This is a genomic window from Streptomyces sp. NPDC002793, from assembly GCF_040295485.1.
GTDB lineage: Bacteria > Actinomycetota > Actinomycetes > Streptomycetales > Streptomycetaceae > Streptomyces.
In genome coordinates, this window is sequence record NZ_JBEOVL010000024.1 from 25,287 (window position 1) to 50,590 (window position 25,304).

The window sequence follows — 25,304 nt, forward strand, 5'->3', positions numbered from 1 at the left end:
GTCGGTTCAGGCCGGCGGCTCGTGCTTGTGCCGCTCGTCGGAGGTGACCTCCGCGGGCCCGGGGCCGATCCGGATCTCGAAGTCCCCGTCGTACTTGGCGTGGCCCTGGATGACCGCGGTTTCGACGGCCTCCACGCCGAACTCCCTGCGGACGATCATCGGGTCGTCCCGCAGGTCCCTCATCAGGGACACGCACATGCCGATCATGACGATGGTGAAGGGGGCGGCCACCAGGATGGTCAGGTTCTGCAGCCCTGCCAGCGCGTCGCCCTGACCGTTGCCGATGAGCAGCATGACCGCCGCGACGGCGCCGGTGACGACGCCCCAGAAGATCACGACCCACTTGGCGGGTTCGAGGACGCCCTTCTGGGAGAGCGTGCCCATCACGATCGACGCGGCGTCGGCGCCCGAGACGAAGAAGATGCCGACCAGGACCATCACCAGGATGCTCATGAGCGTCGCGACCGGGAACTGCTGCAGTACGCCGAAGAGCTGTGCCTCCTGGGTGCTGCCGACCCCCTTGAGTTCGCCGGCCTCCTCCAGCCGGATCGCCGACCCGCCCATGACGGCGAACCAGATCAGACTGACCGTGCTGGGCACCAGGATCACCCCGCCGACGAACTGACGGATCGTCCGGCCGCGGCTGATCCTGGCGATGAACATGCCGACGAAGGGCGTCCATGAGATCCACCAGGCCCAGTAGAAGACCGTCCAGCTGGCGAGCCAGTCGGCCACCTCCCCCTTGCCGGTGGCCTCGGTGCGCCCGGCGAGCTGGGCGAGGTCACCGAAGTACGCGCCGATGGAGGTGGGCAGCAGGTCGAGCACGATGATCGTGGGCCCGGCGATGAAGACGAAGATCACCAGGACCAGGGCGAGCACCATGTTGATGTTGGACAGCCACTGGATGCCCTTCTCGACCCCGGACACGGCGGAGGCGACGAAGGCGACCGTCAGCGCGGCGATGATCGCGACGAGGAGGCCGGTGCCGGTCTTCTCCATCCAGTCGAGCTCCTGGAAGCCGCTGCCGATCTGGAGGGCACCGAGCCCGAGCGAGGCCGCGGAGCCGAAGAGGGTCGCGAAGATGGCGAGGATGTCGATGATCCGGCCGAGGGTTCCGTGGGCGCGCTTCTGGCCGATGAGCGGCACGAAGACGGAGCTGATGGTCTGCCTGCGGTGGCGCCGGTAGGCGCTGTACGCGATGGCGAGGCCGACGACGGCGTAGATGGCCCAGGGGTGCAGGGTCCAGTGGAAGAGGGTGGTGGCCATCGCCGTCTGCATCGCCTCGGCGGCCACCGTGGGATGGGTGCCGGGCGGCGGATCGACGAAGTGGGCCAGCGGCTCGCTGACGCCGTAGAACATCAGGCCGATCCCCATGCCGGCGCTGAACATCATCGCGACCCAGGAGACCGTCTTGAACTCCGGCTCTTCGCCTTCCTGCCCGAGGGAGATCTTCCCGTAACGGCTGACCGCGAGCCAGAGGGCGAAGACGACGAAGCCGGAAGCCGCCAGCATGAAGGCCCAGCCACCGTTGTGGATGAGACCGTTGAGCAGCTTGCTGGACACGTTCTCCAGTGAGTCCGTGGCCGTGGAACCCCAGACCACGAAGGCGACGGTCAGCACCGCCGTGACGCCGAAGACCACCCGGTCGGTCGTGGGGCGCCGGCCGTGATGGGGTTGGGCGGGTAGATCGGCCGTGACCGGGAGATAGTCTCCCCGCCCGCCCGGACCCTGCTCTTCGTGTGACACAAATGGCACCTTTCACGCAGTGCGAAATTTCGCTCTCCGTAGGCAGTACCACACGCTGTGTGCATCTCGGCGGATCAACAAGCCGATCCGGCTTGACCGTTTATGAGCGCGTATGTCGCGCACTCGTGGCGCGATCGTCCACCTGACCGCCCGGACCGGGCGGTTAGGCTGTGGCGTTCATGCCCGAACCCGCCGGTTCCAGCCGCTCCCAGCCGGGACGCGCGTGCCCGAGGAGCGACTCTTGGCCGTCCCGAACCCTGATCCGAAGCGCGACGCCCGCCCCACCCTGGAGGCCGTGGCAGCCCGCGCCGGCGTGTCCAGGGCCACGGCGTCCCGTGTCGTCAACGGCGGGGCGGGCGTGCGGCAGCCCCTCGTGGACCAGGTGCGCAGGGCGGTCGAGGAACTCGGCTACATCCCGAACCACGCGGCGCGGACGCTGGTCACCCGGCGTAATGGCGCGGTCGCCGTGATCATCGACGAGCCGGAGTTCCGGATCTTCTCCGACCCGTTCTTCTCCCGCCAGATCCGTGGGATCAGCCGTGAGCTCAACGCCCACGACGCCCAGCTGGTCCTGCTCCTGGTGGAGGGCAGCGGGGACTTCGACCGGGTCACCCGCTATCTGGCAGGGGGGCATGTGGACGGCGTGCTGGCCTTCTCGCTGCACACGGACGACGAACTGCCCGCGATCATCGCCCGGTTCCGGGTCCCCACGGTCTACGGGGGCCGCCCGGAGTACCGGGGGGCGGGTGAGGACGCGGCGCAGGTGCCGTACGTCGACTGCGACAACCGGGGCGGCGCCCGCGAGGCGGTACGCCACCTGGTCTCGCTCGGCCGGAGGCGCATCGCGCACATCGCCGGGCCCCGGGACCAGACGTCGGCACTCGACCGGATCGACGGGTACCACGACGTCCTGCCGGACGCCGGACCTGAACTCGTCGCGGACGGCGACTTCACCGCCGAGGGCGGGGCCCGGGCCATGGCGGGTCTGCTGGACGCCCACCCCGGCCTCGACGCCGTCTTCGTGTCCAACGACCTGATGGCGTCGGGCGCCCTGCGCGTCCTGCGTGAGCGGGGCGTACGCGTGCCGGAGGACGTGGCCGTGGTCGGATTCGACGACATGGCTTCGGTGGCGGAGGCCGCGGTCCCGCCACTGACGACGGTCCGTCAGGACGTCGAGGGCATGGGGCGGCTGATGGTACGGCTGCTGATGGAACGGCTGGACAGCGACACGGGGACCTGGCCCGAGTCCGTGGTCACGCCGACCGAACTGGTCCGCCGCGCATCGGCCTGAGCCCTCCGCCGGGCGGGCCCACGGGGTTCAGCCCGGCCGCCTCAGGCCGGCCCGCCACTCGGCCCGCGCCGACCTGGCGAGCGGCAGATAGCGCAGCCGCTCGGGGAGCAGCGGCACGATCCGCCGGACCACGGCACCGAAGCGCCGCAGACGCCGTTCCTGCTCGGGGGTCCAGTCCAGTCCGATGGCCTCGCGGGCGTCCGGTGGCATCAGACCGACGGTGATGAAGCCGCGGAACCGCGCCAGCGGCGGGAGCAGCACCGGCCACAGCGCCTTCAGGAGCAGCCGCAGGACGAGGGGCCCCCGGTCGGGCGGCGGTACGGGGATGTCGGTGGCGACCAGTTCCCGCACGACGACGGTGGCCTCCACCTCCTCGGCCAGCATCCTGCGGTAGTACGGCCAGAACTCCTCGATCGTCTGCGGCATGTCCCGGTCGTGGATGCCCAGGATCCGGCCGACCTGGAGCCACTCGCGGTACAGGGCGCGCTCCTGGGCCTCGGTGAGCGGACGGACCAGGTATCGCGAGGCGTGCTGATAGACGGGGAACCCGGTGGCGTGCACCCACGCGTAGTTCGCGGGCGCCAGCGCGTGGTAGCGGCGGCCGCGGGTGTCGGTCCCCTGGATCGTGCGGTGCAGCTTCCTGAGCCTGCGGCCCTCCTCGGCCGCGGCCTCTCCCCCGTACACCCAGAGCTGGAGCGAACTCAGGGAACGCTCGCCGCGCCCCCAGGGGTCCGTGCGGAAGACCGAGTGGTCGTCGACCCCGGCTCCCACGGCGGGGTGGGCGACCTGGAGGGTGAGCGCGGCGGGCAGCATCAGCAGTCCCCGGACGTCTCCGGCGAGGCTCCACAGGACGCCGCCCGGCGGGGGCGGGGCCGGCTCTGCTGCGCTGGTCATGCGGGTGCTCCCCAGGGTCGGCGGGACGGCCGGACCGGTGCCGGGCCGCGTGTGTTCCAGTATGCGATCCCGCAGCAGTGTTGACGCGCCACATGAAACAAGTCAATAGTATTTGTAACTTTGACTCTCCAGGGCGAGAGGTCCGGCCATATGCCTTATGCAGGACGTGTGTTGAGCGGAGGAGGGCGCACGCCATGGGCCGTTACAACCGATTGCGCGAGATACGCCGGATGGACCCCGCCCGCGACTACGCGGAGATACTGCGGCTGATGTCCCAGTACGAGTTCCCGTGGGACTACCGGCAGGGCATCAGCGCCGCCTTCCTGCGCGACTACGGCGTACCGAGGATCCCCGTACTCCTGGACCGCACCCAGGAGTTCGAGCGCAACGGGCAGAAGCGCTACGACGACACCGTGCTGTTCGGATACGAGATGGCGGCCGACGGCTTCGAGTCGGAGCGCGCCGAGGCCGCGGCCCGCCATCTCAACCGGATCCACGGCAGGTACCGCATCCCGAACGAGGACTACCTCTACGTGCTGGCCACCACGATCGTCGGCCCCAAACGCTGGATCGACCGGTTCGGGTGGCGGCCCCTGTGCGCGCAGGAGGTTGCGGCACTGGCGGAGGTGGGGCGGCGGATGGCGCTGATGATGGGCATCGACGGCGTTCCCGACACCTACGAGGGGTTCGAGGAGCTGCTCGACTCCTACGAGGCCCGGATGTTCGCCTACGATCCGGCGAACCGCCGGGTCGCCAACGCCACCTTCCGGATCATGGCCGCCTGGTACCCGGCTCCCCTGCGCCCCCTGGTGGCCAGGTTCTCGCTCGCCCTGCTGGACGAGCCGCTGCTGCGGGCACTGGGCTTCCCTGCGCAGCCACCCTGGGCGCGGGCGGCTGCCGTGCGTCTGGTGCGCGCCCGGTCGCGCGGCGTGCGGCTGCTGCCCGCCCGGCCCCGGTGGCTTCCCTCCCGCCCCCGGCCACGCAGCTACCCCTTCGGTTACCGGCTCGACGACCTCGGCCCGCACTGGGCCCGGAGCCGCCCCCTGGAACCCCTGCCCATGGAGAAGTCATGACGACCGAGACGGACCGTGCGGTGCACGGCATCGAGGACATCCGCGCCACGGTGGCACAGGCCAGGAGCGCGGGCCGCCACTGGGCCGCGCTCGGGGCGCGGGAGCGGCGCGCGGCGCTGCTGCGGTGGAAGCGCGCGCTGGCCGGCCGCACGGACGAGTTCGCCGAGGCGATCGCGGCCGAGACCGGGAAACCGCTGCACGACGCCCGCGCCGAGGTGCTGATGACGGCGGTCCACCTGGACTGGGCGGCCCGCAACGCCCGGCGGGTGCTGGGACGGCGGCGGGTGTCCTCCGGTCTGTTGTCGGTCCACCAGCGGGCACTGCTGGCGTACCGGCCGCTCGGGGTGATCGGGGTGATCGGGCCGTGGAACTATCCGCTCTACACACCGATGGGCTCGATCGGTTACGCCCTCGCGGCGGGCAACGCCGTGGTGTTCAAGCCGTCCGAACTCACGCCAGAGGTCGGGGTCCTGCTGGCGCGGAGCTTCGCGGAAGCCGTCCCCGACCACGCCGGTCTGCTGCGGACGGTCACGGGGCCGGGTTCCACCGGCGCCGCGCTGGCCGGGGCGGACGGGCCGTCCGGTGTGGACAAGGTCGCCTTCACGGGCTCACCCGGCACCGCCCGCAAGGTCGCGGCGGCCTGCGCGGCCACGCTCACCCCGCTGCTCGCCGAGTGCGGGGGCAAGGACGCGGTGCTGGTCGCGGCGGACGCCGATCTGGACGCGGCGGCCGACGCGATCGTGTGGGGCGCGATGGGCAACGCCGGACAGACCTGCGCGGGCGTGGAGCGGGTCTACGCGGTGGCCTCGGTGCACGAGGCCCTGTGCGAGCGTGTCGTGAGCCGCGCGCGGGCGCTGACGCCCGGTGAGGCCTACGGCCCGCTCACCCTGCCGTCCCAGCTCGACGTGGTCGAACGCCACGTCAAGCAGGCCCTGGTGGACGGCGGCACGGCCAGGCTGGGCGGTCCCGACGCCCTGGGGGCCCGTGTGCCGGGACCGGTCGTGCTGTCGGACGTGCCGGAGGATTCACCGGCGGTGACGGAGGAGACCTTCGGCCCGGTCGTCGTGGTGAACCCGGTGCGCGACATGGACGAGGCCGTGGAGCGGGCCAACGCGTCGGCGTACTCCCTGGGCGCCGCCGTGTTCACCCGTTCCCGGGCGGCGGGGCTCGCGCTGGCCGAGCGCCTCGACTCCGGCGCCGTGTCGGTGAATTCGGTACTCGGTTTCGCCGCGATCCCCTCGTTGCCGTTCGGCGGCGCGGGCGAGTCGGGGTACGGGCGGATCCACGGGGAGGAGGGGCTGCGGGCCTTCTCGGCGCCGCACTCGGTCACCGTACGGCGGTTCGCACCGGTGGCGGACCTGACGTCGTTCACGACGCCCCGGGAGAAGGTCGCGCGGGCGATCGAGCTGGGCAGGAAGCTGCACTCCAGGTTCTGAGGGCGGTCATGTGGCGTTGAGCAGCGGCACCAGATAGCGCCGCGCGAAGGCGCTCACCTGCTCGTCGTCGTCCAGCTCGAAGCAGCTCAGCGGGTTGAGGAGGAAGGAGACGGTGATCCGCACCATCAGCTCGGCGACCGGGGTCGGGTCCGTCTCCGGCCGCCCTTCGACGCGCTGGGCCCGGCGGAGCCGGTCGGCCAGATATCCGCGCATCGCGAGGAAGGCGGGGCCGCTCTCCAGGGTGAGGAAGGGCAGCATGACTTCCGGTTCGAGCCTCAGCAACCCGCCCACCAGCGGGTGTTCACGGATGTGCCTGAGGACGGTGACGAAGCCGGCGACAAGCCGGTCCTCCATGGTGGGCAGGGCGGCCACCGCGTCGTCCACGTCCATGACGAAGCGGCGGTACTCCCGCAGCAGGCAGGCGGAGACCAGGCTGTCCTTGTTGCCGATCCTCCGGTACACGGTGACCCGCGAGACCTTGGCGCGCTTGGCCACGTCATCCACGGTCGAGCGGCGCAGCCCGAAGGTCATGAACTGCTCGCGTGCCGCGTCCAGGATCTGTTCGGTCAGCGCGTCGGACGCCGGCGTCTCGCCGAGCGCCCTGGCCAGCAGTGTCTCGTTGTCACCCGGTACCGCCATGAGCCCTCCCCGTTCTTCTGCCACCACTCAACCATATCGATAACGCAACAGTGTTACCTCATCAGTCTCTTTGTAACCCACTCCTCCGGAGGTCATCCATGTCCACCGTTCACGCCCTCCCGCGGTCGCTCTCCTCCGAGCAGCGGGCATTCGTCACGGCCCTGCGCGACTTCGCCCGGCGCGAGTGCGCCACCCGCGAGCAGCGCGACGCGCTGGCCTCGGAGACGGGCGGCCCCCACGCGCCCTCCCTCTACGCCCGGATGGCGGACCTCGGCTGGCTCGGTGTGTGCCTGCCGGAGGCCTACGGAGGCTCGGGCGGCGGGATGACCGACGCCTGCCTCTTCCTGCGGGAGACGGCGCGCGGACTCGTGCCGGCCGGCGGCTTCATCACGTCGGTGATCACGGCGAAGGCGTACGAGCGTTTCGGCAGCGAGGCCCAGTGCAAGGCTGCGGTCGGTGGTGCGGTGGCCGGCCAGGTGCTGTCCATCGCGATGTCGGAGCCGGAGGCCGGATCGGACGTGGGCGCGCTGCGGTGCAGGGCCGAGCGCGCACCGGACGGCGGCTGGCTGGTCAACGGTCACAAGACGTGGATCTCCAACGCCCATCTGGCGGAACACATCCTGCTGGTGGCGCGGACCGATGCGAGCGGCGCGAAGCACGAGGGGCTCACCATGTTCCATGTCCCGGCCGGGACTCCGGGCATCGGGATACGGCCGATCGAGACGATGGGTGGCCGCGAGGTCAACGACGTCTTCTTCACCGATGTCAGGCTGCCGGCCGACGCCGTGGTCGGCACGGCGGACCGCGCCTGGAGCCAGCTGATGGCGGGGCTCAACGCGGAGCGGCTCTTCCTCGCGGCGAACATGCTGGGCCTGGCGGAGCGGATCCTGGAGGACACCGTCGCGTACGTGCGGGGACGCGAGCAGTTCGGCCGCCCCGTCGGCTCCTTCCAGGCCCTGCGGCACCGGCTGGCCGACCTGGCCACCGAGATCGAGTGCGCACGGCTGCTGGTCTTCGACGTGGCGGCGGCCTGCGACGCCGAACCGGAGAGGCTGTTCCCCCGCGAGGCGTCCATGGCCAAACTCAAGGCCACCGAGACGGCGAAGCACGCGGCGCTGGAGGGCATGCAGATGATGGGCGGCTACGGCTACGCGACGGAGTACGACATGGAGCGCCATCTGCGGGCGGCTGTGGTGTCGACGGTGTACGGCGGCACGAGTGAGATCCAGCGCGACATCATCGGCAAGAGCTACGGCCTGTAGGGCACCCCGCGAGGGCGGCACTCAGCCGAAGTCGTACACCGTCACCTCGATGCCGCGGTCCACCAGCCGGCCGGTGACAAGGGGTTCGACCCTGGACCAGGTGCCGCCCGCCAGTCCGCAGCCGATCCGCGGCATGTGGACGGAGGCCCCGATCTCGGCGGCCTCGACGGCCACCTTGTCCAGACCGGCGTCGATCGCCTCGTAACGCACCGGGACCCCTTTGCCGCCGGTGCGTATCCCCCGCTGGCCCACCATGTTCGCCACCCGGATGTACGGCTCGACCTGGACGAACTGCACGGCACCCAGCCCGAAGTCGTTTCCCGCGCGCTCCCGGTGCCAGCGGCGGTACGCGGTTTCCGGCCCGGGCCAGCGGCGGGACAGGGCGAGGACGAAGCCCTTGCCCCAGCCGCCCAGGTCGTTGCAGCAGTGCACGATCAGCTTGACGCCCTTGCCCTGAGGGCTGGTGGCGTCACCTCTCACGTAGGTGATCCCCGACATGCCCTCACCGTACGTCCGCCCACTGACAACCGGCCCCCGGTCAGGTGGCGCTCTCCTCGTAGAGGGCGTCCAGCACCTTTCCGTACCGCTCGCGGACGACGCGGCGGCGCAGCTTCAGCGAGGGCGTCAGCTCGCCGGTGTCGGGGCCCCATTCCCTGGCCAGCAGCCGGTGGTGCTTGACCTGCTCGGTGCGGTTCAGCCGGGCGTTGGCGGCCTGGACGGCGCGGTCCACCTCCTCGCGTACGACGGGATGGGCGGCGAGGGCGGCCACGTCCTCGCCGTTCTCGACACCCCGTGCCGCCGCCCAGGCGGGCGCCATCTCAGCGTCGAGGACGAGGAGGGCAACCAGGTAGGAGTGTCCGTCGCCGTGGACGAACGCCTGGCCGATCAGGGGGTGTTCCTTCAGGGCGTTCTCCACCAGCGCCGGGGAGACGTTCTTCCCCGTCGAGGTGATGATCATTTCCTTCTTGCGGTCGGTGAGCCAGAGGAATCCGTCCTCGTCCAGGCGCCCGATGTCGCCGGTCGCGAACCAGCCGTCCTCGTCCAGGACCCGGTCCACGGTCCCGTCGGCGCGCAGATACCCCCGGAACACGGTCTCGCCTCTGACCAGGATCTCGCCGTCCTCGGCGATCCTCACCTCCACCCCGTCGAGCGGCCTGCCGACCGAGCCGAGCCGGAACGCGGAGGGGCTGTTGGTGGTGCACACCCCGACGGTCTCGGTGAGTCCCCAGGCGTCCATCACGACGATGCCGAAACCGGCCCAGAAGCGCACCACGTCCAGTGGCATGGGCGCGGAGGCGCTGGCCGTCCACACCAGCCGCTCGAAGCCGGCGAGGGTGAGGACCGGGTCCAGGACGGTCTCCTTGGCCTGGCGGTAGGCGGTCTCCAGCTCCGCGGGGGGCTGTTCGCCCCGCTCGCGGAAGGCCACGTGCTCGCGGGCCGTGTCCCCGGCCGCCTCGATCGCGGCCCGCTGCTCCTCGGGCAGGGTGGCGAGCGCGGCCTTGACGGAGGCGGCGAGCTTCTCCCACACCCGGGGGACGCCGAAGAACTGGGCGGGGTGCAGCGCCCGGGCTGCCGCCGCGACGGCAGCCGTCTCGGCGCAGAGGTGGACGTGCGAGGCGCGGAAGACCGGCAGGTAGATCCCGAGCATCCGCTCGGCGATGTGTGCGAACGGCAGGTAGCAGATGTGCGCGACGTGGTCCGGCAGCTCCACCACCCGGTCCAGGGCCAGGGCGTTGACGACCACGCTGCGGTGGGTGAGCGGCACGGCCTTGGGGTCACCTGTGGTACCCGAGGTGTAGACGACCGTGAGCGGGTCGTCGGCGCCCGAGGCACGCCAGGCCGCCTCGAACTCCTCCTCGTCGTAGGCCTTCTGCCCGGCTGCGCGGAGGGCGGCGTACGTCGGGCGGCCACCGCCGCCCTCCGGCTCCACGACGATGAGCTCCTCCAGGGGCACGGTGGCGTCCGCGAGGAGGGGCTCCCAGCGCTCGCGTTCCGCCTCTCCCTCGACGACCGCCAGCCGGGCGCCGCTGTGCCGGGCGATGTGGGCGATCTGCCCGGGGGCGGCGGTGCCGTACACGGTGACCGGTACCGCGCCGAGGTGGGTGAGGGCCAGGTCGCTGAGCCAGTGTTCGGGACGGTTACCCATCATCATGAGGACCTGCCGGCCGCGTACGACGCCCCGGGCGGCGTATCCGGCGGCGAGCACCGCCGTCTCGTGGCGCACCTCCCGCCAGGTCAGGGTGGTCCATCCGTCGCCGCTGTCCGGGCTCCGCCACGAGAGGGCGGGCAGGTCCCCGTGGTCCTCGGCGTTACGCGCCAGCAGGGCCGGCAGGGTGAGCCGGTCGTTCTCGGTGGGAACTCGCAGGATGGTGGTCACGGCCGTCTCCTGTTGCCATCGGCCGGACCGCACGGGCCCGCGCCGGAGGGAATGACGCGCTTCAATGGTGCCGGAGACTTTCACACCATCGGTGAGACAGCAATACTGTTGAACCTGATTGGTACAACCTCCCGACGGGGCCCCGAGGGCGTCGACACAGCAGTGCGCCCACCGGAGTTCCGGTGGGCGCACGGGCGCGGGTGCGGTTCGGGACTACTCCTCGCAGCTCCCGGCGAACGTCGCGCGGGTCGCGACATCCGTCGCCGCGGCCGTGGTGTCCAGCCAGGCGACACGCTGGCCGTCACCGAGGGACGGAGCCAGCTGGGCGCCCGAGGAACAGGAGACGCGGCTGAAGTCGTTCACACCGGCCAGGATGTCGGCGGTCGTGGAGACCTTGACGTGGCCGGGGCCGGTCCAGGAGCCCATGGCGGCCCAGAAGTCGTAGGTCGAGTAGGCGAAGTACTCCTCGTTGACCGTGAACTGGGCGACGTAGGTGCCCGTGGGGGTGCGCAGCTTGGCCGCCTTGGACAGGTCCTCGGCCGGCGCCGACACGAAGTTGGTGTTCGGGAGCAGGCCGCCCGTCTCACGCCAGTAGATCCGGTCGGAGGTCAGCTGGATGTCGGTGACGGTGTTGAAGACGAAGCCGCCGATCCGCTTGTTCTGTGTGGTGCCCGACGCGATGTCGTACAGGTACACGTAGCCGCCGGTGCCCGTCCAGGCGATCCGGCCGTGCTTCATCGCGAGCCGGGTGGCCGTGGTGCCTGCCTCGGGGGTCACGTTGACCGTGGTGCCGTCGGCCTTGCGGAGCATGACGTCCTGCTCGCCGTCGGGGGTGGTGCTGATGTAGGCGAGCGCACGGTCGTCGGTCACCGGCTGGGACTCGTCGGCGCCGGGCAGGTCGACGAGTTTCCTGATCCCGCCCTGGCCCTTCTCGCCGGACCGGTAGATGCCGACGCTGTCGGCCGTGACGCGGGTGAAGACGATGCGGTCGTCGTCGAGGGACGGGTCGAGCAGCTGGGCGTCCTTCTGGGCGAGTTCACGCTGCGGCTTCTTGCCGAAGCGGCCCACGGTGATGCCGAAGGCCTCGCTGCCGCGGTCCCAGGCGACGGCGTCGCCGTGCGGGATCGCGTAGACGTCGCCGTTGATCTGGGCGGCCTGCTCGTCGATGTCACCGTAGACCTCGTAGGCGGGCAGGACGTCGGCGCCGATCACCGTGCCGTCGTGCGTGCCGCTCTTGTGCTCCCAGCCCTGTTCGATGCCGTGGGCGTCGAAGGCCGCGCCGATCGCCGCGAGGTCACCCTTGGAGACGCGGAGGGACTTGGCGGCGAGGGTGACGGCGTTGCGCATGTCGGTGAAACCGGACAGCGGGGTGAGGTAGTTCTCCGCGGCACGGTAGACGACCTGGTCCGCGAGCTTGCTGTCGATGCTCTTGCGCATGTCCCACAGCGCGCCGCCGACGATGGTGGAGTTGTAGTGCACTCCGCCGTTGTCGACGTCGAGGGTGATCGGCAGGTAGTCCTTCTGCGCGCTGCGACCGTCGTTGAGGTCACGCAGGGCGCACTCCTCCAGCGGCTTGGCTCCGTTGCAGAGGTGCTCGCCGACGAGGCCGGAGGCCGGGTCGTCCATGGCGACGCCCTTGTCGGCGACCTCCATGGCGTTGCCGAAGTAGTCGGATATCGCCTCGTTGAGCGCACCGGACTGGTTGAGGTAGACGAGGCCGGCGGAGTGCTCGGTGACCCCGTGCATCATCTCGTGGCCGACGACGTCCAGACCGACGGAGAGCGGGACGCCCTCCATGTGGCCGTAGACCATCTTGGAGCCGTCCCAGAAGGCGTTGGCGTAGTCCTTGCCGTTGCTGGAGACGTTGACGACGGAGTGGATCGAGCCGCCCTTGCCATCGACGCCGTCCCGGTCCAGCTGGTCACGGAGGTACTCGTACACCTTCGTGGCGTTGAGGTGGGCGTCCACCGCGCCGGAGGTGGTGTCGGCGCCGTCGAAGCGGTCGACCGGGGATGCGCTCAGCACGGCACGGTCGCCGACCGGGCCGCTCACCAGGTCCTGGTAGTGCGCGCGTTGCGCGTCGTAGGTGCGGATCTGGCCGCCCGTCTCGGCGTACATGGCACGAGCCGAGTCGACGAGCGTGTAGGTGCCGTCCGTCTCCTTGTTGACGCCCAGCTTCGCCTCGGTGCCGTCGACGCGGACGCCGGTGCCTTCGGCGGGCGAGGCGTCGGCGGCGTCGATGTTGTTGTACGAGAGCGCGATGCCGCCCACCCGTGCGTCGACGTAGACCTCCTGGCGCACCGGGCTGCCGTCCGCCTTGCCTCCGGTGACGGTGAAGTGCCAGGCCAGCCGGCCGCCGTCGGCGTCGGGCAGCACGGTGAGGCCCTGCGCGCGGGTCTGCCGGGCCTGGACTCCGCCCAGGCTGCTGTCGAGGGAGAACATCCGCTGCTTCGCGGTGACTTCGTCCACCAGGGGCGTGGTGGAGACCGTGAGGTCCGTGTAGAGGGTGCCGGTCGCCGAGGCGATCCGCACACCGCCGTCACCGGCCTCGGTCTGCACCGCGTACTGGGCGCCGAACACGGGCACGCCGTCGTGCTTCTGCTGGAAGCGGACGGAGGACTGCTTCCCGTCCTTGGTGGTCCTCACCGTCTTCAGGTCGCTCTCGGCGACCTCGTACGTGCCCTTGAACGCCTTCAAGTGGGCTCGGGCCGCCTCGGCCGGCGTGCCCTCACGGACCGTGTCGTCCAGTCCCTGGGTCAGCGCCGGGGCGACCGGGACGGGGTCCGCCGTCGCGGTGGCCGCGGCGGGCGCCGCGCCGTCGGCCCAGGCGGGCGCCGCCAGCAGCGCCGAGCCGGTAGCGGTGACGACGACACCGGCCGCCAGCATCCGCCGGATCCTCGTAGTTCTCACAGAACCCTCCCCATCGCACACCCATCCGGCGAGGCGCACTGTTGTACGCCCCATCCGGTTGACGGGGTCGATCCTTCGGTATGCGGGGACGGCCAACAAGGGATGACGGCGGCGTGAAGACGCCGTGGCGTAATTACGCCTCAGATGCCCTGCGCCGCACCGGAGTCGGGGCGTCGAGCCAGCCCGCGCCGGAGGCGTGCCAGCCGAGCTGGAACCGGGTGGCCGCGCCGACCTCGTCCATCAGCGCTCGCAGCCGCCGCTGCACGGTGCGGTGCCCCATGCCCAGCTGGCGGGCGATGGCGGCGTCGGTCAGGCCGATGTGGAGGAGCGCCACGATCTCCCGGTCGACCGGCGCGAGCGCGTCCTGGCGGCCCGCGTCGGAGCCGCTCAGCCGCCACCCCTTCTCGAAGTGCTTGTCGAACAGGGAGCAGAGGGCGGTGAGCAGGCCCGTCCGGTGCACGACCAACGCGAGCGGCTCGGCCTCCCGCTCCGGGTTCAGCGGCAGCAGGGCGACCCGCCGGTCCACGATGACCAGCTTGATCGGCAGCCGGTCCGTGACGGAGATGTGCTGACCCAGAGCGACGCAGGAGGACAGCACCGCCGCCGTCCGTGGATGCTCCAGCCCGCGCGTTCGACCACGCTGCGCACGGTCACTCCGCGGCGTGTCAGCTCCGCGTCCGCCTCCGCGTGGTTGTCCTCGTAGGTGAGCACCTCGGGTGCGTGCCTGGTCGGGACCAGGGTGCAGACCTCGCTCACCGCCTGCCGCTGCATCGTGAGCAGCCGGCGCCGGATCGCCGCGGGGCCGGTCAGCACTTCCACGGGCACCCCCGAGGCGTGCGCCTGGGCGGACCGGTGCCGTTCGGTGAGGTCACCCACGAATGACTCGACCCGGCGCAGCGCGGCCCGCCGGGACTCCAGGAGCGAACCGAGCGCCAGCACCGGCGACGCGGCCCGGTACCGGACGGTGCTGCCGTCGGCAGGCCGGCCGGCGCTGGCGAGACCGCGCTCGACGAGCGACTCGAGGGCCCGGGCCACCACGGGACCGCTCAACGGACCTTCGAGGACCGGTGGTTCGCAGTCGGGTCGGTCCACGAGCATCCGGTAGACCAGGTCCTCGGCCTCCTCCAGGCCGAGCAGCGTCAGCAGGGAGGAGTCCTCCGACCGGCCCGCGGGCAAGGGGTTCACCCCTCCGGCCTCGCGCTCCCCCGTGTCCGCCGCCCGTCCGGGCCGTGTCCGCGCCACCTCGCCGCCGCTCATGCGACCCCCCTTCCTGCCGTACTCGCGTCGCCGGTCACACTATCCGCAGGCACACCGCCTGCACCCGCGCCCACGTGCGCGAACACCTCCGGGCGGCCTTCGGGACCAGGAGCCTGCACCGCCGGGCCACTTTCACAACAGTGGTGCGACAGCAATACTGTTGCACCAGATCGACCCAGACCCGTCAGGACTGGGCCTGTCCGCGACAAGGAGCAGTCATGGCGACCGGGACCGACGAGCCGACACTGACCGTCGACGAACTGGCGGCGCGTGCGGGAGTCACCGTGCGCACCGTGCGCTTCTACAGCACCAGGGGCCTGCTGCCGCCTCCGGTGATCGGGCCCCGTCGCGTCGGACACTACGGGCCTGACCACCTCTCCCGGCTGGCCCTCATCGAGGAGCTCCAGCACCAGGGCATGACACTGGCCGCCATCGAGCGCTACCTCCAACAGCTGCCGCCCGATCTGAGCGCACAGGATCTGGCGATCCATCGCGCCCTGGTGGCGTCCTGGGCGCCGGACGCGGCCGAGGAGATGGAGCGCGCCGAGCTGGAGCGACGGGCGGGCAGGGCCCTCACCGACCAGGACGTGGACCGGCTGGCGGCCATGGGGGTACTGGAACGTCCGGGCAGGGCCGGGGGCCCCCTCCTGGTGGACCCCGGACTGGTACGGCTCGGGGTGGAGCTCCTGGAGGTGCCGATCGCCCACGAGACCATCCTGGCCGCCCGCACGGTCCTGCTGGAGCACACCCGCTCGGCCGCCCACGAACTGTCCCGGCTGTTCCGGGACGAGGTGTGGACCCCCTACCGGGAGCGGGAGTCGGATCCGGAACACGTGAAGGCGATGAAGTCGCTCTCGGCCCATATGCAGCCGATGGTGCTCCAGGCGCTGCTGACCGCCTTCCAGCGGTCGTTGAAGGAAGAACTGCGGGCCGCGTTCACCGCCGAGTGATCAGGCGGTGGACGCGGCCCGCGGGGGCGTGCCGGGTCAGTCGTGGAAGGTCTCGCCCTTCTCCGCCTTCTCCACCAGCAGCGGCGACGGCAGGAAACGGTCGCCGTAGCGCTCCGCGAGCTGCCGGGCCCGCGCCACGAAGCCGGGAAGCCCGCCCTCGTAGCCGTTGATGTACTGGAGTACGCCGCCGGTCCAGGCCGGGAAGCCGATGCCCATGATGGAGCCGATGTTGGCGTCGGCGACGGTCATGAGGACGTTCTCCTCCAGGCAGCGGACACTGTCCAGGGCCTCGGAGAAGAGCATGCGCTCCTTCATGTCCTCGAAGGGGATGTCGGTGCCGGGCTTCGTGAAGTGCTCACGCAGCCCCGGCCAGAGCGCACCCCGCCCGCCGTCCTCGCCGTACTCGTAGAAGCCCGCTCCCCCGCTGCGCCCCGGCCGTCCGAACTCGTCGACCATGCGGTCGACGACCTCGTCCGCCGGGTGCGTGGCCCAGGTGCCGCCCGCCTCCTCGACGGCGCGCCGGGTCTCGACGCGGATCTTGCGGGGCAGGGTGAGCGTCAGCTCGTCCATGAGGGAGAGCACCTTGGCCGGGTAGCCGGCCTGGGCCGCCGCCTGTTCGACCGACGCGGGCTCGACGCCCTCGCCGACCATCGCGACGCCCTCGTTGATGAAGTGGCCGATGACGCGCGAGGTGAAGAAGCCCCGCGAGTCGTTGACGACGATCGGGGTCTTCTTGATCCTGCGCACCAGGTCGAAGGCGCGTGCCAGGGCCTCGTCGCCGGTCCTCTCGCCCTTGATGATCTCGACGAGCGGCATCTTGTCGACGGGTGAGAAGAAGTGCAGACCGACGAAGTCCGCGGGGCGGGTGACCCCTTCGGCGAGCGCGGTGATGGGCAGCGTCGAGGTGTTGGAGCAGAGCAGCGCGTCGGGAGCGACGATGTCCTGGATCTCCTGGAACACCTTGTGCTTGAGCCCGGTGTCCTCGAAGACCGCCTCGATCACGGCGTCGCAGCCCGCGAGGTCGGCGGGGTCACCGGTCGGGGTGATGCGGGCCAGCAGCTCGTCACGCCCGGCCTCGGTCGTCCGGCCCCGGGAGAGCGCCTTGGCGAGGAGCTTCTCGCTGTACGCCTTGCCCTTGGCGGCCGCTTCGACGGAGACGTCCTTGAGGACGACGTCGATTCCGGCACGGGCGCAGGAGTACGCGATGCCCGCTCCCATCATCCCGGCGCCGAGGACGGCCACCTTGCGGACCTGGCGCTCCTCGACGCCCTCCGGCCGGCTGGCACCGGAGTTGACGGACTGGAGGTCGAAGAAGAACGCCTGGATCATGTTCTTCGCGACCTGGCCGGTGACGAGCTCGGTGAAGTAGCGCGCCTCGATGGTCTGCGCGCTCTCGAAGTCCACCTGGGACCCCTCGACCGCGGCGGCCATGATGTTGCGGGGCGCCGGCATGGGGACGCCGGCGAGCTGCTTCTTCAGGTTCGCCGGGAAGGCGGGCAGGTTGGCCGCGAACTTCGGGTTCGACGGGGTCCCGCCCGGGATCCGGTAGCCCTTGACGTCCCAGGGCTGCTGGGACTCCGGGTGGGCGTCGATGAAGGCGCGGGCCTTGTCGAGCATCTCCTCGCGGGTGGCGGCGACCTCGTGGACGAGGCCGTTGTCCAGCGCCCGACGCGGGGTGTACTGGGTGCCCTGGAGGAGGACCTTCAGCAACGCGTCGGCGATGCCCATCAGCCGTACGGTGCGGGTGACCCCGCCACCGGCGGGCAGCAGGCCGAGGGTGACCTCGGGCAGCCCGATGCGGGAGCCGGGGGCGTCCAGCGCGATCCGGTGGTGGGCGGCGAGCGCGATCTCGTAACCGCCGCCGAGCGCGGCGCCGTTGATGGCGGCGACGACCGGCTTGCCCAGGGTCTCGATCCGGCGCAGCGCCTTCTTGATGGCGGTCCCGGCGTCGAACGCGGCCTGGGCGTCCTCCGGGCCGATCCTGATCATGTCCTTGAGGTCGCCGCCCGCGAAGAAGGTCTTCTTGGCGGAGGTGTAGATGATGCCGCGGATGGATTCCTTCTCGGCCTCGGCGCGCTCGGCGACGGCCGCGATGGACTCCTTGAAGCCCTGGTTCATCGTGTTGGCGGACTGGTCGGGGTCGTCGAGTACGAGGGTGACGACGCCGGTCTCGTCCTGTTCCCAGCGGATGGTCGTGCTCTCGGTCATGGGGTTCTTCTCCGTAAGGGGGTGGCCGGGAAAGGTCAGAGACGCTCGACGACGGTGGCGATGCCCATGCCGCCGCCCACACAGAGCGTGGCGAGGCCGTAGCGCTTGTCCCGTCGCTCCAGTTCGTCGATGAGGGTGCCGAGGATCATCGCGCCGGTCGCGCCGAGCGGGTGGCCGAGTGCGATGGCGCCGCCGTTGACGTTGACCTTGTCGAGGCTCAGGCCCATGTCCTTGGCGAAGCGCAGGACGACTCCGGCGAACGCCTCGTTGATCTCGACGAGGTCGATGTCGTCGATGGTCAGCCCTGCCTTGGCCAGCGCCTTGCGGGTGGCGGGGGCGGGCCCGGTGAGCATGATGGTCGGCTCGGAGCCGGAAACGGCGGCGGAGACGATCCGGGCGCGCGGGGTGAGTCCGTAGCGTTCGCCGGTCTCCTTGGACCCGATCGCGACGAGGGCGGCGCCGTCGACGATCCCGGAGGAGTTGCCCGCGTGGTGGACGTGCTCGATCTTCTCCACCCAGTGGTACTTCTGGAGGGCCACGGCGTCGAAGCCGCCCATCTCGCCGATCGTGGCGAACGAGGGCTTCAGCGAGGCGAGCGAGTCGGCGGTGGTGCCGGGGCGCATGTGCTCGTCGTGGTCGAGGACGAGGAGGCCGTTGCGGTCCCTGACGGGGACGACGGACCGGGCGAAGCGCTCCTCCTTCCAGGCGACGGCGGCGCGCTCCTGGGAGAGGGCCGCGTACTCGTCGACGTCGCGCCGCGAGAAGCCCTCGATGGTGGCGATGAGGTCGGCTCCGATGCCCTGCGGGGCGAATCCGGTCTCGAAGCTGGTCATCGGGTCCATGGCCCAGGCGCCGCCGTCGGAGCCCATGGGCACCCGGGACATCGATTCGACGCCGCCGGCCAGGACGAGGTCCTCCCAGCCCGAACGCACCTTGGCCGCGGCCAGGTTGACGGCCTCGAGGCCGGAGGCGCAGAAGCGGTTCTCCTGTACGCCCGCGACGGAGTCCGGGAGTCCGGCGGCGATCGCGGCGATACGGGCGATGTCGGAGCCCTGGTCACCGAGCGGGCTGACGACGCCGAGGACGATGTCGTCGATGGCGGCCGGGTCGAGGCCGGGGAAGCGGTCGCGGATCTCGTGGATGAGACCGACGACGAGGTCGATCGGCTTGGTTCCGTGCAGGGCGCCGTTGGCCTTGCCGCGGCCGCGCGGGGTGCGGATCGCGTCGTAGACGAATGCTTCGGTACTCAAGGCAGCTGCCTTTCGGGGTCGGTGCGGGGCGGGGTTTTTGTTCGGATCGGGATGGCTCACCGATCCGGACGAGAGGCCCTGGGGTCAGGCGAGCAGCGAACGGCCGATGATCTCCTTCATGATCTCGGTCGTGCCGCCGTAGATGGTCTGGATACGGCCGTCGGTGAAGGCCTTGGCGACGCGGTATTCCATCATGTAGCCGTATCCGCCGTGGAGTTGGAGGCAGCGGTCAGCGACCCGCTTCTGCAGTTCGGTGGCCCACCACTTGGCCATCGAGGCATGGACTGCGTCGAGTGTCCCGTCGGAGTGGTCGACGATGCACCGGTCGAGGAAGGCCCGGGTCACGGCGCACTCGGTGGCCATCTCGGCGATCTCGAAGCGGATGTGCTGGAGTTTGGAGAGGGGACGCCCGAAGGCCTCGCGCTCCTTGACGTACGCGGTGGTGATCTCCAGGAGGTACTCGGCGGCGGCGATCCCGGCGACCGCTATGCCCATGCGTTCCTGGGCCAGATTGGTCATCAGGTGGATGAACGCGCCGTCGAGCTCACCGAGGAGATTCTCCTTGGGGACGCGTACGTCGTTGAAGAACAACTCGGCGGTGTCCTGGGACTTCTGACCGATCTTGTCGAGGTTGCGTCCCCGCTCGAAGCCCTCGGCGCCGCGCTCCACGACGAGCAGCGAGAGGCCCTTCGCACCGCCCTCGGGTGAGGTCTTGGCCACGACGATCACCAGGTCGGCAAGGATGCCGTTGGAGATGAAGGTCTTCGAGCCGTTGAGGAGCCAGTGGTCGCCCTTGTCCTCGGCACTCGTGCGGATGCCCTGGAGGTCGGAGCCCGCCCCGGGTTCCGTCATGGCGATGGCGGTGATGGTCTCCCCGCTGCAGAAGCCGGGCAGCCAGCGCCGCTTCTGCTCCTCGGTACCGAGGTCGGTGAGGTAGGGGCCGATGATGTCGTTGTGCAGGCCGAGCGCCAGCCCGGCGACCCCGGCCCGGGTGAACTCCTCCGCGATGACGGCGCTGTAGCGGAAGTCGGTGTTGCCCCCGCCTCCGTACTCCTCGGGGACGGCGAGGCCCAGCAGCCCCTGCCGGCCGGCCGCCAGCCAGGCGTCGCGGGAGACGATGCCGTCCTTCTCCCACTGCTCGTAGTGAGGGAGGACCTCCTTGTCGAGGAAGGTGCGGACGGTCTCGCGGAACGCGTCGTGCTCTTCGGTGAAGATCTGCCGCTGCACTTCAAGCCCCCTGGAGCCAGTTCTTGACGGTGGAGATCAGCCGCGCCGGCTCGGGGCCGACGGGCGTGACGTTGAGCATGGTGACGCCGGCCTCGCGGAAGGCCTCGATGCGGTCGCGTACGTAGCCTTCGGGGCCGCAGAGCGTCATGAGCTCGCAGAACTCGGCCGGGACGGCCGCCTCCGCCTCCCTCTTCTTCCCGGAGAGGTAGAGCTCCTGGATGGTGGCGGCCTCCTTCTCGTAGCCGTAGGCGACGGCGAGGTCGTTGTAGAAGTTCTTGCCGGGCGCGCCCATGCCGCCGACGTACAGCGCGATCTGCGGACGGGCGAGGTCCCGGACGGCGGCCGCGTCGTCGCCGATGGCCAGCAGGCCGCCCGCGACGGTCTGCAGGGGCCCGAGCGCCGGGTCACGCTTCGCCGTACCCTCGGCCAGGGCCGTGCCCCAGACCTGCTGGGCCTTCTCCGGGATGTAGAGGGTGGGAAGCCAGCCGTCGGCGATCTCGGCGGTCAGCCGGACGTTGGCGGGGCCGAGGGAGGCGACGTAGACGGGAAGGGTGTCGCGCACCGGCCGGGTGAGGATCTTGAGCGGCTTGCCGAGCTTGCCGCCCTTCTCCTTCGGCAGCGGCATGTCGGTGATGCCGTGGTGGTCGATGACCTCGCGGCGCCAGATCCGGCGGCAGAGCTCGACGGTCTCGCGGGTCCGGCCGAGCGGCCTGTCGTACGGCTTGCCGTGCCAGCCCTCCACGACCTGCGGTCCCGAGGCGCCCAGGCCGAGCAGGGCACGGCCGCCGGAGACGGCGTCGAGACCGGCGCCGGTCTGCGCGATGAGGGCGGGGGTTCGGGAGTAGACGTTGAGGATCGCCGCGCCGATCTTCAGGCGCTCGGTGCGGGCGGCGAGATAGCCCATGAGGGTGGGCGAGTCGAAGCCGTACGCCTCGGCCACCCAGACTGCGTCGAGTCCGGCGGACTCCAGTTCCGCGACCTCGTCGCAGGCGGCGCGGGGGTCGCCCGCGTAGTTCAGCGGCAGGGAGAGTTCCATCAGCCGGTCTTGTCCTTCCCGGTGGTCAGCAGGCCCGGCAGGTCCCAGTCCGCCGCGACGGACCCGGTGTCCGCGCCGGGCAGCGCGGGCCCGGTGCGCACGGAGACGGGCGTCACGGAGAAGCGGGGAGCGGGCGCGGGCTGGGTGAGGCCGCTGTGCTCCACGAAGGTGGAGCGAGCGGCGAGGTGGGGGTGTCGGGGCGCCTCGCGGAGCGAGAGGACCGGGGCCACGCAGGCGTCCGTCCCTTCGAAGACCTCGGTCCACTCGGCGCGTGTACGGGTGCCGAACCGGTCGGCGACGAGGGCGCGCAGTTCCTCCCAGCGCCCGAAGTCGTTGCGGTCGGGGGCCTCGTCCCCGATCCCCAGGAGCTCGGTGAATTCCTCGTAGAAGCGCGGCTCCAGGGCCCCGACCGCCATGTACTGGCCGTCCGAGGTCTCGTAGGAGCCGTAGAAGGGGCAGCCGCCGTCGAGGAGGTTGGAGCCGCGCCGGTCCTGCCAGCCGCCGGCCGCCAGCATGCCGTGGATCATCGTGGCGAGATGGGCTGCGCCGTCCACGATGGCCGCGTCGACGACCTGGCCGGCCCCGTCGGGCGTGCGGGCGTGCTGGAGGGCGGCGAGCACGCCGACGACGAGGTAGAGCGAGCCGCCCGCGTAGTCTCCGACCAGGTTGGCGGGCACGGTGGGCGGTTCGCCGGATCTGCCGATCATGGACAGGGTGCCGGTGAGTGCGATGTAACCGATGTCGTGACCTGCCCGCTCGGCGAGCGGCCCGTCCTGGCCCCAGCCGGTCATCCGTCCGTAGACGAGCCGGGGATTGCGTGCCAGGCAGGCGTCGGGGCCCACGCCGAGGCGTTCGGCGACGCCCGGCCGGTAGCCCTCGATCAGGACGTCGGCGCGCTCGACCAGGTCGAGGACCTGACCGGCTCCGCCTTCGGCCTTCAGATCGACGAGGACCGATCGCTTGTTGCGGTTGGTGAGGTCGAAGGCGGGTTCGACTCCGATCACCGAACCTCCGGGCCGGTCGACGCGCACCACGTCGGCCCCGAGGTCGGCGAGGAGCATCGCGGCGAACGGACCCGGGCCGATGCCCGCAAGTTCGACGACGCGCACCCCGGTCAGCGGCCCCTGTGACCCGCGTCCTGTCGTTGCCATCTGGCCCCCAGCGGTGTGACACAACTGATGTAACATCGTTGATGCTAAGAACGGACCGCGCTCCGCACAACCCCTTTGGCCGAGCAAGCGCTTAGTCTTTCCCGTGGGATCCTCTCGCATCGAAGCCCCGCCCGGCCGAACGGCACGACAAACCCCTCGGCTACCCTCTGCCTGCTACATCGGCGCCGGCCCAGGCGGAGGCACTCATGAACAGGCAGAACGGGGCAGAACGCCCTTATGACGTCGTCCTTTTCGGAGCCACCGGCTTCGTCGGGACGCTCACGGCCGAATATCTCGCAGCGCACGCGCCGGACGGCTGCCGCTGGGCCCTGGCCGGCCGCAGCCGCGGCAAGCTGGAACAGCTGCGCGAGCGCCTCGCCGGGCAGGACCCGCGCTGGGCGGACCTGCCGCTGCTGACGGCCGACGCGGACGACGCCGACGCCCTGCGCGAACTGGCCGGGTCCACGCACGTGGTGGCGTCCACGGTCGGACCGTACGTCCGGTACGGCGAGAAGCTGGTCGCCGCCTGCGCGGAGGCGGGGACCGACTACACCGACCTCACCGGGGAGGCGGAGTTCGTCGACCGGATGTACCTGGAACACGACGGCCGGGCCCGCGAGACGGGTGCCCGCCTCGTGCACGCCTGCGGCTTCGACTCCGTACCGCACGACCTCGGTGTCTACTTCACCGTCCAGCAGCTTCCCGAGGGCGTCCCGCTGACCGTCGACGGCTATGTCCGCACCAACGCGTCGTTCTCCGGCGGTACGTTCGCCTCGGCGCTCACGGCGATGGGCCGTGGGCCGCAGATGGCGAGGGCAGCCAGGGAACGGCGCCTGCACGAACCGCGTCTGGTCGGCCGCCGGGCCCGCGCCCCGCAGGGGGCGCCGCACTTCAGCCCGGAGACCGGAACCTGGGCCCTGCCGCTGCCGACCCTGGACCCGCGGATCGTGGAGCGGTCCGCCCGCGGGCTGAAGCGCTACGGGCCGGACTTCCGCTACCGGCACTTCGCCTCGGTGAAGCATCTTCCGGTGGCGCTCGGCGGCACGGCCGCGGCGGGCCTGCTGACCGGGGCCGCCCAGGTGCCCGCCGTGCGGGACTGGCTGTCGGCACGGGTGGAGCCGGGTACGGGCCCCGGCGAACAGCGCAGGAGGCGCAGCTGGTTCACGGTGCGCCTCATCGGGGAGGGCGGCGGCCGGAGGGTGTACACGGAGGTGTCGGGCGGCGACCCCGGCTACGACGAGACGGCGAAGATGCTGGCCGAAGCGGCTCTCGCGCTCGCCCTCGACGACCTGCCGGCGACGTCGGGTCAGGTCACGACGGCCGTGGCGATGGGCGATGCGCTGCTGGAGCGGCTGCGGGCGGCCGGGCTGCGCTTCCGGGTCGCGGCGCTGCGCTGACCCCGGCAGCCGGCGGCGACCCGGTCAGAGCATCCAGGAAGCCAGGGTGACGACCATGGACACGGTCCAGCCGGCGCCCGCGAGGACGCCCAGGGTCATGCCCACAGCGACGCCGCGCTGGGAGAGTCGTACGGTTCCGGTACTCATCTGGGGTGCGTGGTGGTCGATCATGTGTACCAGCCTGCCCCTGATGTTCGACAAACAACATCCGTATTTGTACTCAGTCGGCAACAGATGCCGGAGGGGCCGGGGTCTCGGTCAGCCTGCCACTCGCCGGAGAGCGGACCGGCACAGGGCGTCGGCCCTGCGTGTGGTCTCCGGCTGACGGAAGTCACGGGCCAGCGCGAGCGTATGGGCGCAGGCGTTGTCGAGGCCGGTCCGGTGCCCGACCGAGACGAAGACGGGTTTCGTGTCGTCCTGGGTGCGCAGGGCCCGCCCCACTTCCTCGTCCCCGTCCATGAGCGGGGTGACGTCACCCCGCCGTGGTCCGGGTTGCTGGTGGCGGAAGGTGAAGGGGTTCTTCGCGACGCCGATGACCGGAAGACCGGTGAGGACACCGAGATGGCTGGCGAGCCCGAACCTGCGCGGGTGGGCCCGCCCGTAGCCGTCGCAGACGACGAGCCCCGGATCGACCGACAGGCCTTCCAGCGCGGCCAGGACGGCCGGGATCTCCCGGAAGGCGAGGAGCCCGGGGACGTACGGAAACGTCACACGGCCCTCGGCGGTGGATTCGGTGATCACCTCCAGGGTCGCCGCGTCCAGGACGACGGCCGCCGCGACGACGAGATCCCGCTCGTCGTCGTAGGCGACGTCGACCCCGGTGACCCTGCCCGTCCCCGGCGCCGGCCCCGGCTCGTCCAGGACCACCCGCGAGCGCAACGCGTCCTGGACGGCACGGGCTTCGGCCTCGTCGGCGGGCATCCGGAAAGTCGTCATGAGGAACGAGTCTAGGCAACGCGCCCGGCCCGGCGATCATGTTCGTACTCGGACGCCGGTCACCGGACGGAGGAGACGGGCGACGCGGACCGGTCGGGTCGCGGGGCGGCGGGAGTCCCCGCTCGTCAGCGCGTGACCGGTCGTGACCCACAGGTGGACGCGCGCCCTGGGTGCGCCGTGCGGAACGGGGCAGTCGAGCGGAGAGGCAGAGTCGGTGACGCAGCTCACGCTGTCCGCCGGTGCACGGATGGAGGCGTTCCGGCG

21 protein-coding genes are annotated in these 25,304 nt (G+C 71.0%); 6 read left to right on the plus strand and 15 right to left on the minus strand.

Features of this window, described 5'->3' with window-relative positions:
- Positions 1 to 6: 6 nt before the first annotated feature.
- Entirely contained in the window at positions 7 to 1,746 is a 1,740-nt protein-coding gene (locus ABT001_RS22830; protein WP_351280458.1) for a BCCT family transporter, read from the minus strand.
- 241 nt (positions 1,747 to 1,987) lie between these two features.
- On the opposite strand from ABT001_RS22830, the gene ABT001_RS22835 reads away from it, so the two are divergent.
- Complete coding sequence (locus ABT001_RS22835) at positions 1,988 to 3,037, plus strand: LacI family DNA-binding transcriptional regulator (RefSeq protein WP_351280461.1); 1,050 nt, start codon at positions 1,988 to 1,990, stop codon at positions 3,035 to 3,037.
- A 27-nt stretch (positions 3,038 to 3,064) separates the two neighbouring features.
- On the opposite strand, the gene ABT001_RS22840 is transcribed toward ABT001_RS22835, so the two are convergent.
- Positions 3,065 to 3,931 (minus strand): oxygenase MpaB family protein, encoded by an 867-nt coding sequence (locus ABT001_RS22840; RefSeq protein ID WP_351280464.1) that lies wholly within the window; start codon positions 3,929 to 3,931, stop codon positions 3,065 to 3,067.
- Positions 3,932 to 4,125: 194 nt separating this feature from the next.
- Here ABT001_RS22840 and ABT001_RS22845 point away from each other — a divergent pair, with 194 nt between their 5' ends.
- Entirely contained in the window at positions 4,126 to 5,004 is an 879-nt protein-coding gene (locus ABT001_RS22845) for an oxygenase MpaB family protein (protein WP_351280467.1), read from the plus strand.
- Positions 5,001 to 6,440: an aldehyde dehydrogenase family protein gene (locus ABT001_RS22850; RefSeq protein WP_351280469.1), complete on the plus strand. Its 1,440-nt coding sequence runs from the start codon at positions 5,001 to 5,003 to the stop codon at positions 6,438 to 6,440. The genes ABT001_RS22845 and ABT001_RS22850 overlap by 4 nt, the downstream gene beginning before the upstream one ends.
- Positions 6,441 to 6,446: 6 nt before the next feature.
- Here ABT001_RS22850 and ABT001_RS22855 read toward each other — a convergent pair whose 3' ends face one another.
- Positions 6,447 to 7,079: a TetR/AcrR family transcriptional regulator gene (locus ABT001_RS22855; protein WP_351280636.1), complete on the minus strand. Its 633-nt coding sequence runs from the start codon at positions 7,077 to 7,079 to the stop codon at positions 6,447 to 6,449.
- 98 nt (positions 7,080 to 7,177) lie between these two features.
- Between ABT001_RS22855 and ABT001_RS22860 the strand changes: the two genes are divergently transcribed.
- The gene (locus tag ABT001_RS22860; RefSeq protein WP_351280472.1) at positions 7,178 to 8,341 is read left to right on the plus strand and encodes an acyl-CoA dehydrogenase family protein; all 1,164 of its coding nucleotides are present in this window, start codon (positions 7,178 to 7,180) and stop codon (positions 8,339 to 8,341) included.
- Positions 8,342 to 8,362: 21 nt separating this feature from the next.
- On the opposite strand, the gene ABT001_RS22865 is transcribed toward ABT001_RS22860, so the two are convergent.
- From ABT001_RS22865 to ABT001_RS22885, 5 genes are all read right to left on the minus strand, one after another.
- Positions 8,363 to 8,839 carry a macro domain-containing protein gene (locus ABT001_RS22865; protein WP_351280474.1) on the minus strand — a complete coding sequence of 159 codons (477 nt, stop codon included), beginning with the start codon at positions 8,837 to 8,839 and terminating at the stop codon, positions 8,363 to 8,365.
- 40 nt (positions 8,840 to 8,879) lie between these two features.
- Positions 8,880 to 10,718: an AMP-dependent synthetase/ligase gene (locus ABT001_RS22870; protein WP_351280476.1), complete on the minus strand. Its 1,839-nt coding sequence runs from the start codon at positions 10,716 to 10,718 to the stop codon at positions 8,880 to 8,882.
- A 213-nt stretch (positions 10,719 to 10,931) separates the two neighbouring features.
- Positions 10,932 to 13,628: a M4 family metallopeptidase gene (locus ABT001_RS22875; RefSeq protein WP_351280478.1), complete on the minus strand. Its 2,697-nt coding sequence runs from the start codon at positions 13,626 to 13,628 to the stop codon at positions 10,932 to 10,934.
- Between the two features lie 133 nt (positions 13,629 to 13,761).
- Positions 13,762 to 14,154 carry a helix-turn-helix transcriptional regulator gene (locus tag ABT001_RS22880; protein ID WP_351280481.1) on the minus strand — a complete coding sequence of 131 codons (393 nt, stop codon included), beginning with the start codon at positions 14,152 to 14,154 and terminating at the stop codon, positions 13,762 to 13,764.
- Positions 14,124 to 14,885 carry a TrmB family transcriptional regulator gene (locus ABT001_RS22885; protein ID WP_351280484.1) on the minus strand — a complete coding sequence of 254 codons (762 nt, stop codon included), beginning with the start codon at positions 14,883 to 14,885 and terminating at the stop codon, positions 14,124 to 14,126. The genes ABT001_RS22880 and ABT001_RS22885 overlap by 31 nt, the downstream gene beginning before the upstream one ends.
- A 218-nt stretch (positions 14,886 to 15,103) precedes the next feature.
- On the opposite strand from ABT001_RS22885, the gene ABT001_RS22890 reads away from it, so the two are divergent.
- The gene (locus tag ABT001_RS22890; RefSeq protein ID WP_351280486.1) at positions 15,104 to 15,835 is read left to right on the plus strand and encodes a MerR family transcriptional regulator; all 732 of its coding nucleotides are present in this window, start codon (positions 15,104 to 15,106) and stop codon (positions 15,833 to 15,835) included.
- 36 nt (positions 15,836 to 15,871) lie between these two features.
- Here ABT001_RS22890 and ABT001_RS22895 read toward each other — a convergent pair whose 3' ends face one another.
- The 5 genes from ABT001_RS22895 to ABT001_RS22915 all read right to left on the minus strand — a co-directional run bounded on the left by ABT001_RS22895 (position 15,872) and on the right by ABT001_RS22915 (position 22,707).
- The gene (locus ABT001_RS22895; RefSeq protein WP_351280488.1) at positions 15,872 to 18,043 is read right to left on the minus strand and encodes a 3-hydroxyacyl-CoA dehydrogenase NAD-binding domain-containing protein; all 2,172 of its coding nucleotides are present in this window, start codon (positions 18,041 to 18,043) and stop codon (positions 15,872 to 15,874) included.
- Positions 18,044 to 18,078: 35 nt separating this feature from the next.
- A complete protein-coding gene (locus ABT001_RS22900; protein ID WP_351280490.1) occupies positions 18,079 to 19,293 on the minus strand; it encodes an acetyl-CoA C-acetyltransferase in 1,215 nt (404 codons plus the stop codon).
- A gap of 84 nt (positions 19,294 to 19,377) precedes the next feature.
- On the minus strand, positions 19,378 to 20,520 hold the full coding sequence (locus ABT001_RS22905; protein WP_351280492.1) for an acyl-CoA dehydrogenase family protein: 1,143 nt from the start codon (positions 20,518 to 20,520) through the stop codon (positions 19,378 to 19,380).
- Between the two features lies 1 nt (position 20,521).
- A complete protein-coding gene (locus tag ABT001_RS22910) occupies positions 20,522 to 21,556 on the minus strand; it encodes an LLM class F420-dependent oxidoreductase (RefSeq protein ID WP_351280494.1) in 1,035 nt (344 codons plus the stop codon).
- Complete coding sequence (locus ABT001_RS22915) at positions 21,556 to 22,707, minus strand: CaiB/BaiF CoA transferase family protein (RefSeq protein ID WP_351280497.1); 1,152 nt, start codon at positions 22,705 to 22,707, stop codon at positions 21,556 to 21,558. Before ABT001_RS22915 ends, ABT001_RS22910 begins: the two co-directional genes overlap by 1 nt.
- A 206-nt stretch (positions 22,708 to 22,913) precedes the next feature.
- Between ABT001_RS22915 and ABT001_RS22920 the strand changes: the two genes are divergently transcribed.
- The gene (locus tag ABT001_RS22920; protein ID WP_351280500.1) at positions 22,914 to 24,104 is read left to right on the plus strand and encodes a saccharopine dehydrogenase family protein; all 1,191 of its coding nucleotides are present in this window, start codon (positions 22,914 to 22,916) and stop codon (positions 24,102 to 24,104) included.
- A gap of 24 nt (positions 24,105 to 24,128) precedes the next feature.
- Here the strand turns inward: ABT001_RS22920 and mmpA are convergent, their stop codons facing one another.
- On the minus strand, positions 24,129 to 24,275 hold the full coding sequence (mmpA, locus tag ABT001_RS22925; RefSeq protein ID WP_014152821.1) for a morphogenic membrane protein MmpA: 147 nt from the start codon (positions 24,273 to 24,275) through the stop codon (positions 24,129 to 24,131).
- An 87-nt stretch (positions 24,276 to 24,362) separates the two neighbouring features.
- Positions 24,363 to 25,040: an endonuclease V gene (locus ABT001_RS22930; protein ID WP_351280504.1), complete on the minus strand. Its 678-nt coding sequence runs from the start codon at positions 25,038 to 25,040 to the stop codon at positions 24,363 to 24,365.
- Between the last annotated feature and the right edge of the window lie 264 nt (positions 25,041 to 25,304).

What these genes read in the sequence shown, in the direction of transcription:
- ABT001_RS22840 (WP_351280464.1), bottom strand. Translation starts at nt 3,931, where the DNA reads ATGACCAGCGCAGCAGAGCCGGCCCCGCCCCCGCCGGGCGGCGTCCTG.
- ABT001_RS22845 (WP_351280467.1), top strand. Translation starts at nt 4,126, where the DNA reads ATGGGCCGTTACAACCGATTGCGCGAGATACGCCGGATGGACCCCGCC.
- ABT001_RS22850 (WP_351280469.1), top strand. Translation starts at nt 5,001, where the DNA reads ATGACGACCGAGACGGACCGTGCGGTGCACGGCATCGAGGACATCCGC.
- ABT001_RS22855 (WP_351280636.1), bottom strand. Translation starts at nt 7,079, where the DNA reads ATGGCGGTACCGGGTGACAACGAGACACTGCTGGCCAGGGCGCTCGGC.
- ABT001_RS22860 (WP_351280472.1), top strand. Translation starts at nt 7,178, where the DNA reads ATGTCCACCGTTCACGCCCTCCCGCGGTCGCTCTCCTCCGAGCAGCGG.
- ABT001_RS22865 (WP_351280474.1), bottom strand. Translation starts at nt 8,839, where the DNA reads ATGTCGGGGATCACCTACGTGAGAGGTGACGCCACCAGCCCTCAGGGC.
- ABT001_RS22885 (WP_351280484.1), bottom strand. Translation starts at nt 14,885, where the DNA reads ATGAGCGGCGGCGAGGTGGCGCGGACACGGCCCGGACGGGCGGCGGAC.
- ABT001_RS22890 (WP_351280486.1), top strand. Translation starts at nt 15,104, where the DNA reads ATGGCGACCGGGACCGACGAGCCGACACTGACCGTCGACGAACTGGCG.
- ABT001_RS22895 (WP_351280488.1), bottom strand. Translation starts at nt 18,043, where the DNA reads ATGACCGAGAGCACGACCATCCGCTGGGAACAGGACGAGACCGGCGTC.
- ABT001_RS22910 (WP_351280494.1), bottom strand. Translation starts at nt 21,556, where the DNA reads ATGGAACTCTCCCTGCCGCTGAACTACGCGGGCGACCCCCGCGCCGCC.
- ABT001_RS22915 (WP_351280497.1), bottom strand. Translation starts at nt 22,707, where the DNA reads ATGGCAACGACAGGACGCGGGTCACAGGGGCCGCTGACCGGGGTGCGC.
- ABT001_RS22920 (WP_351280500.1), top strand. Translation starts at nt 22,914, where the DNA reads ATGAACAGGCAGAACGGGGCAGAACGCCCTTATGACGTCGTCCTTTTC.
- mmpA (WP_014152821.1), bottom strand. Translation starts at nt 24,275, where the DNA reads ATGATCGACCACCACGCACCCCAGATGAGTACCGGAACCGTACGACTC.
- ABT001_RS22930 (WP_351280504.1), bottom strand. Translation starts at nt 25,040, where the DNA reads ATGACGACTTTCCGGATGCCCGCCGACGAGGCCGAAGCCCGTGCCGTC.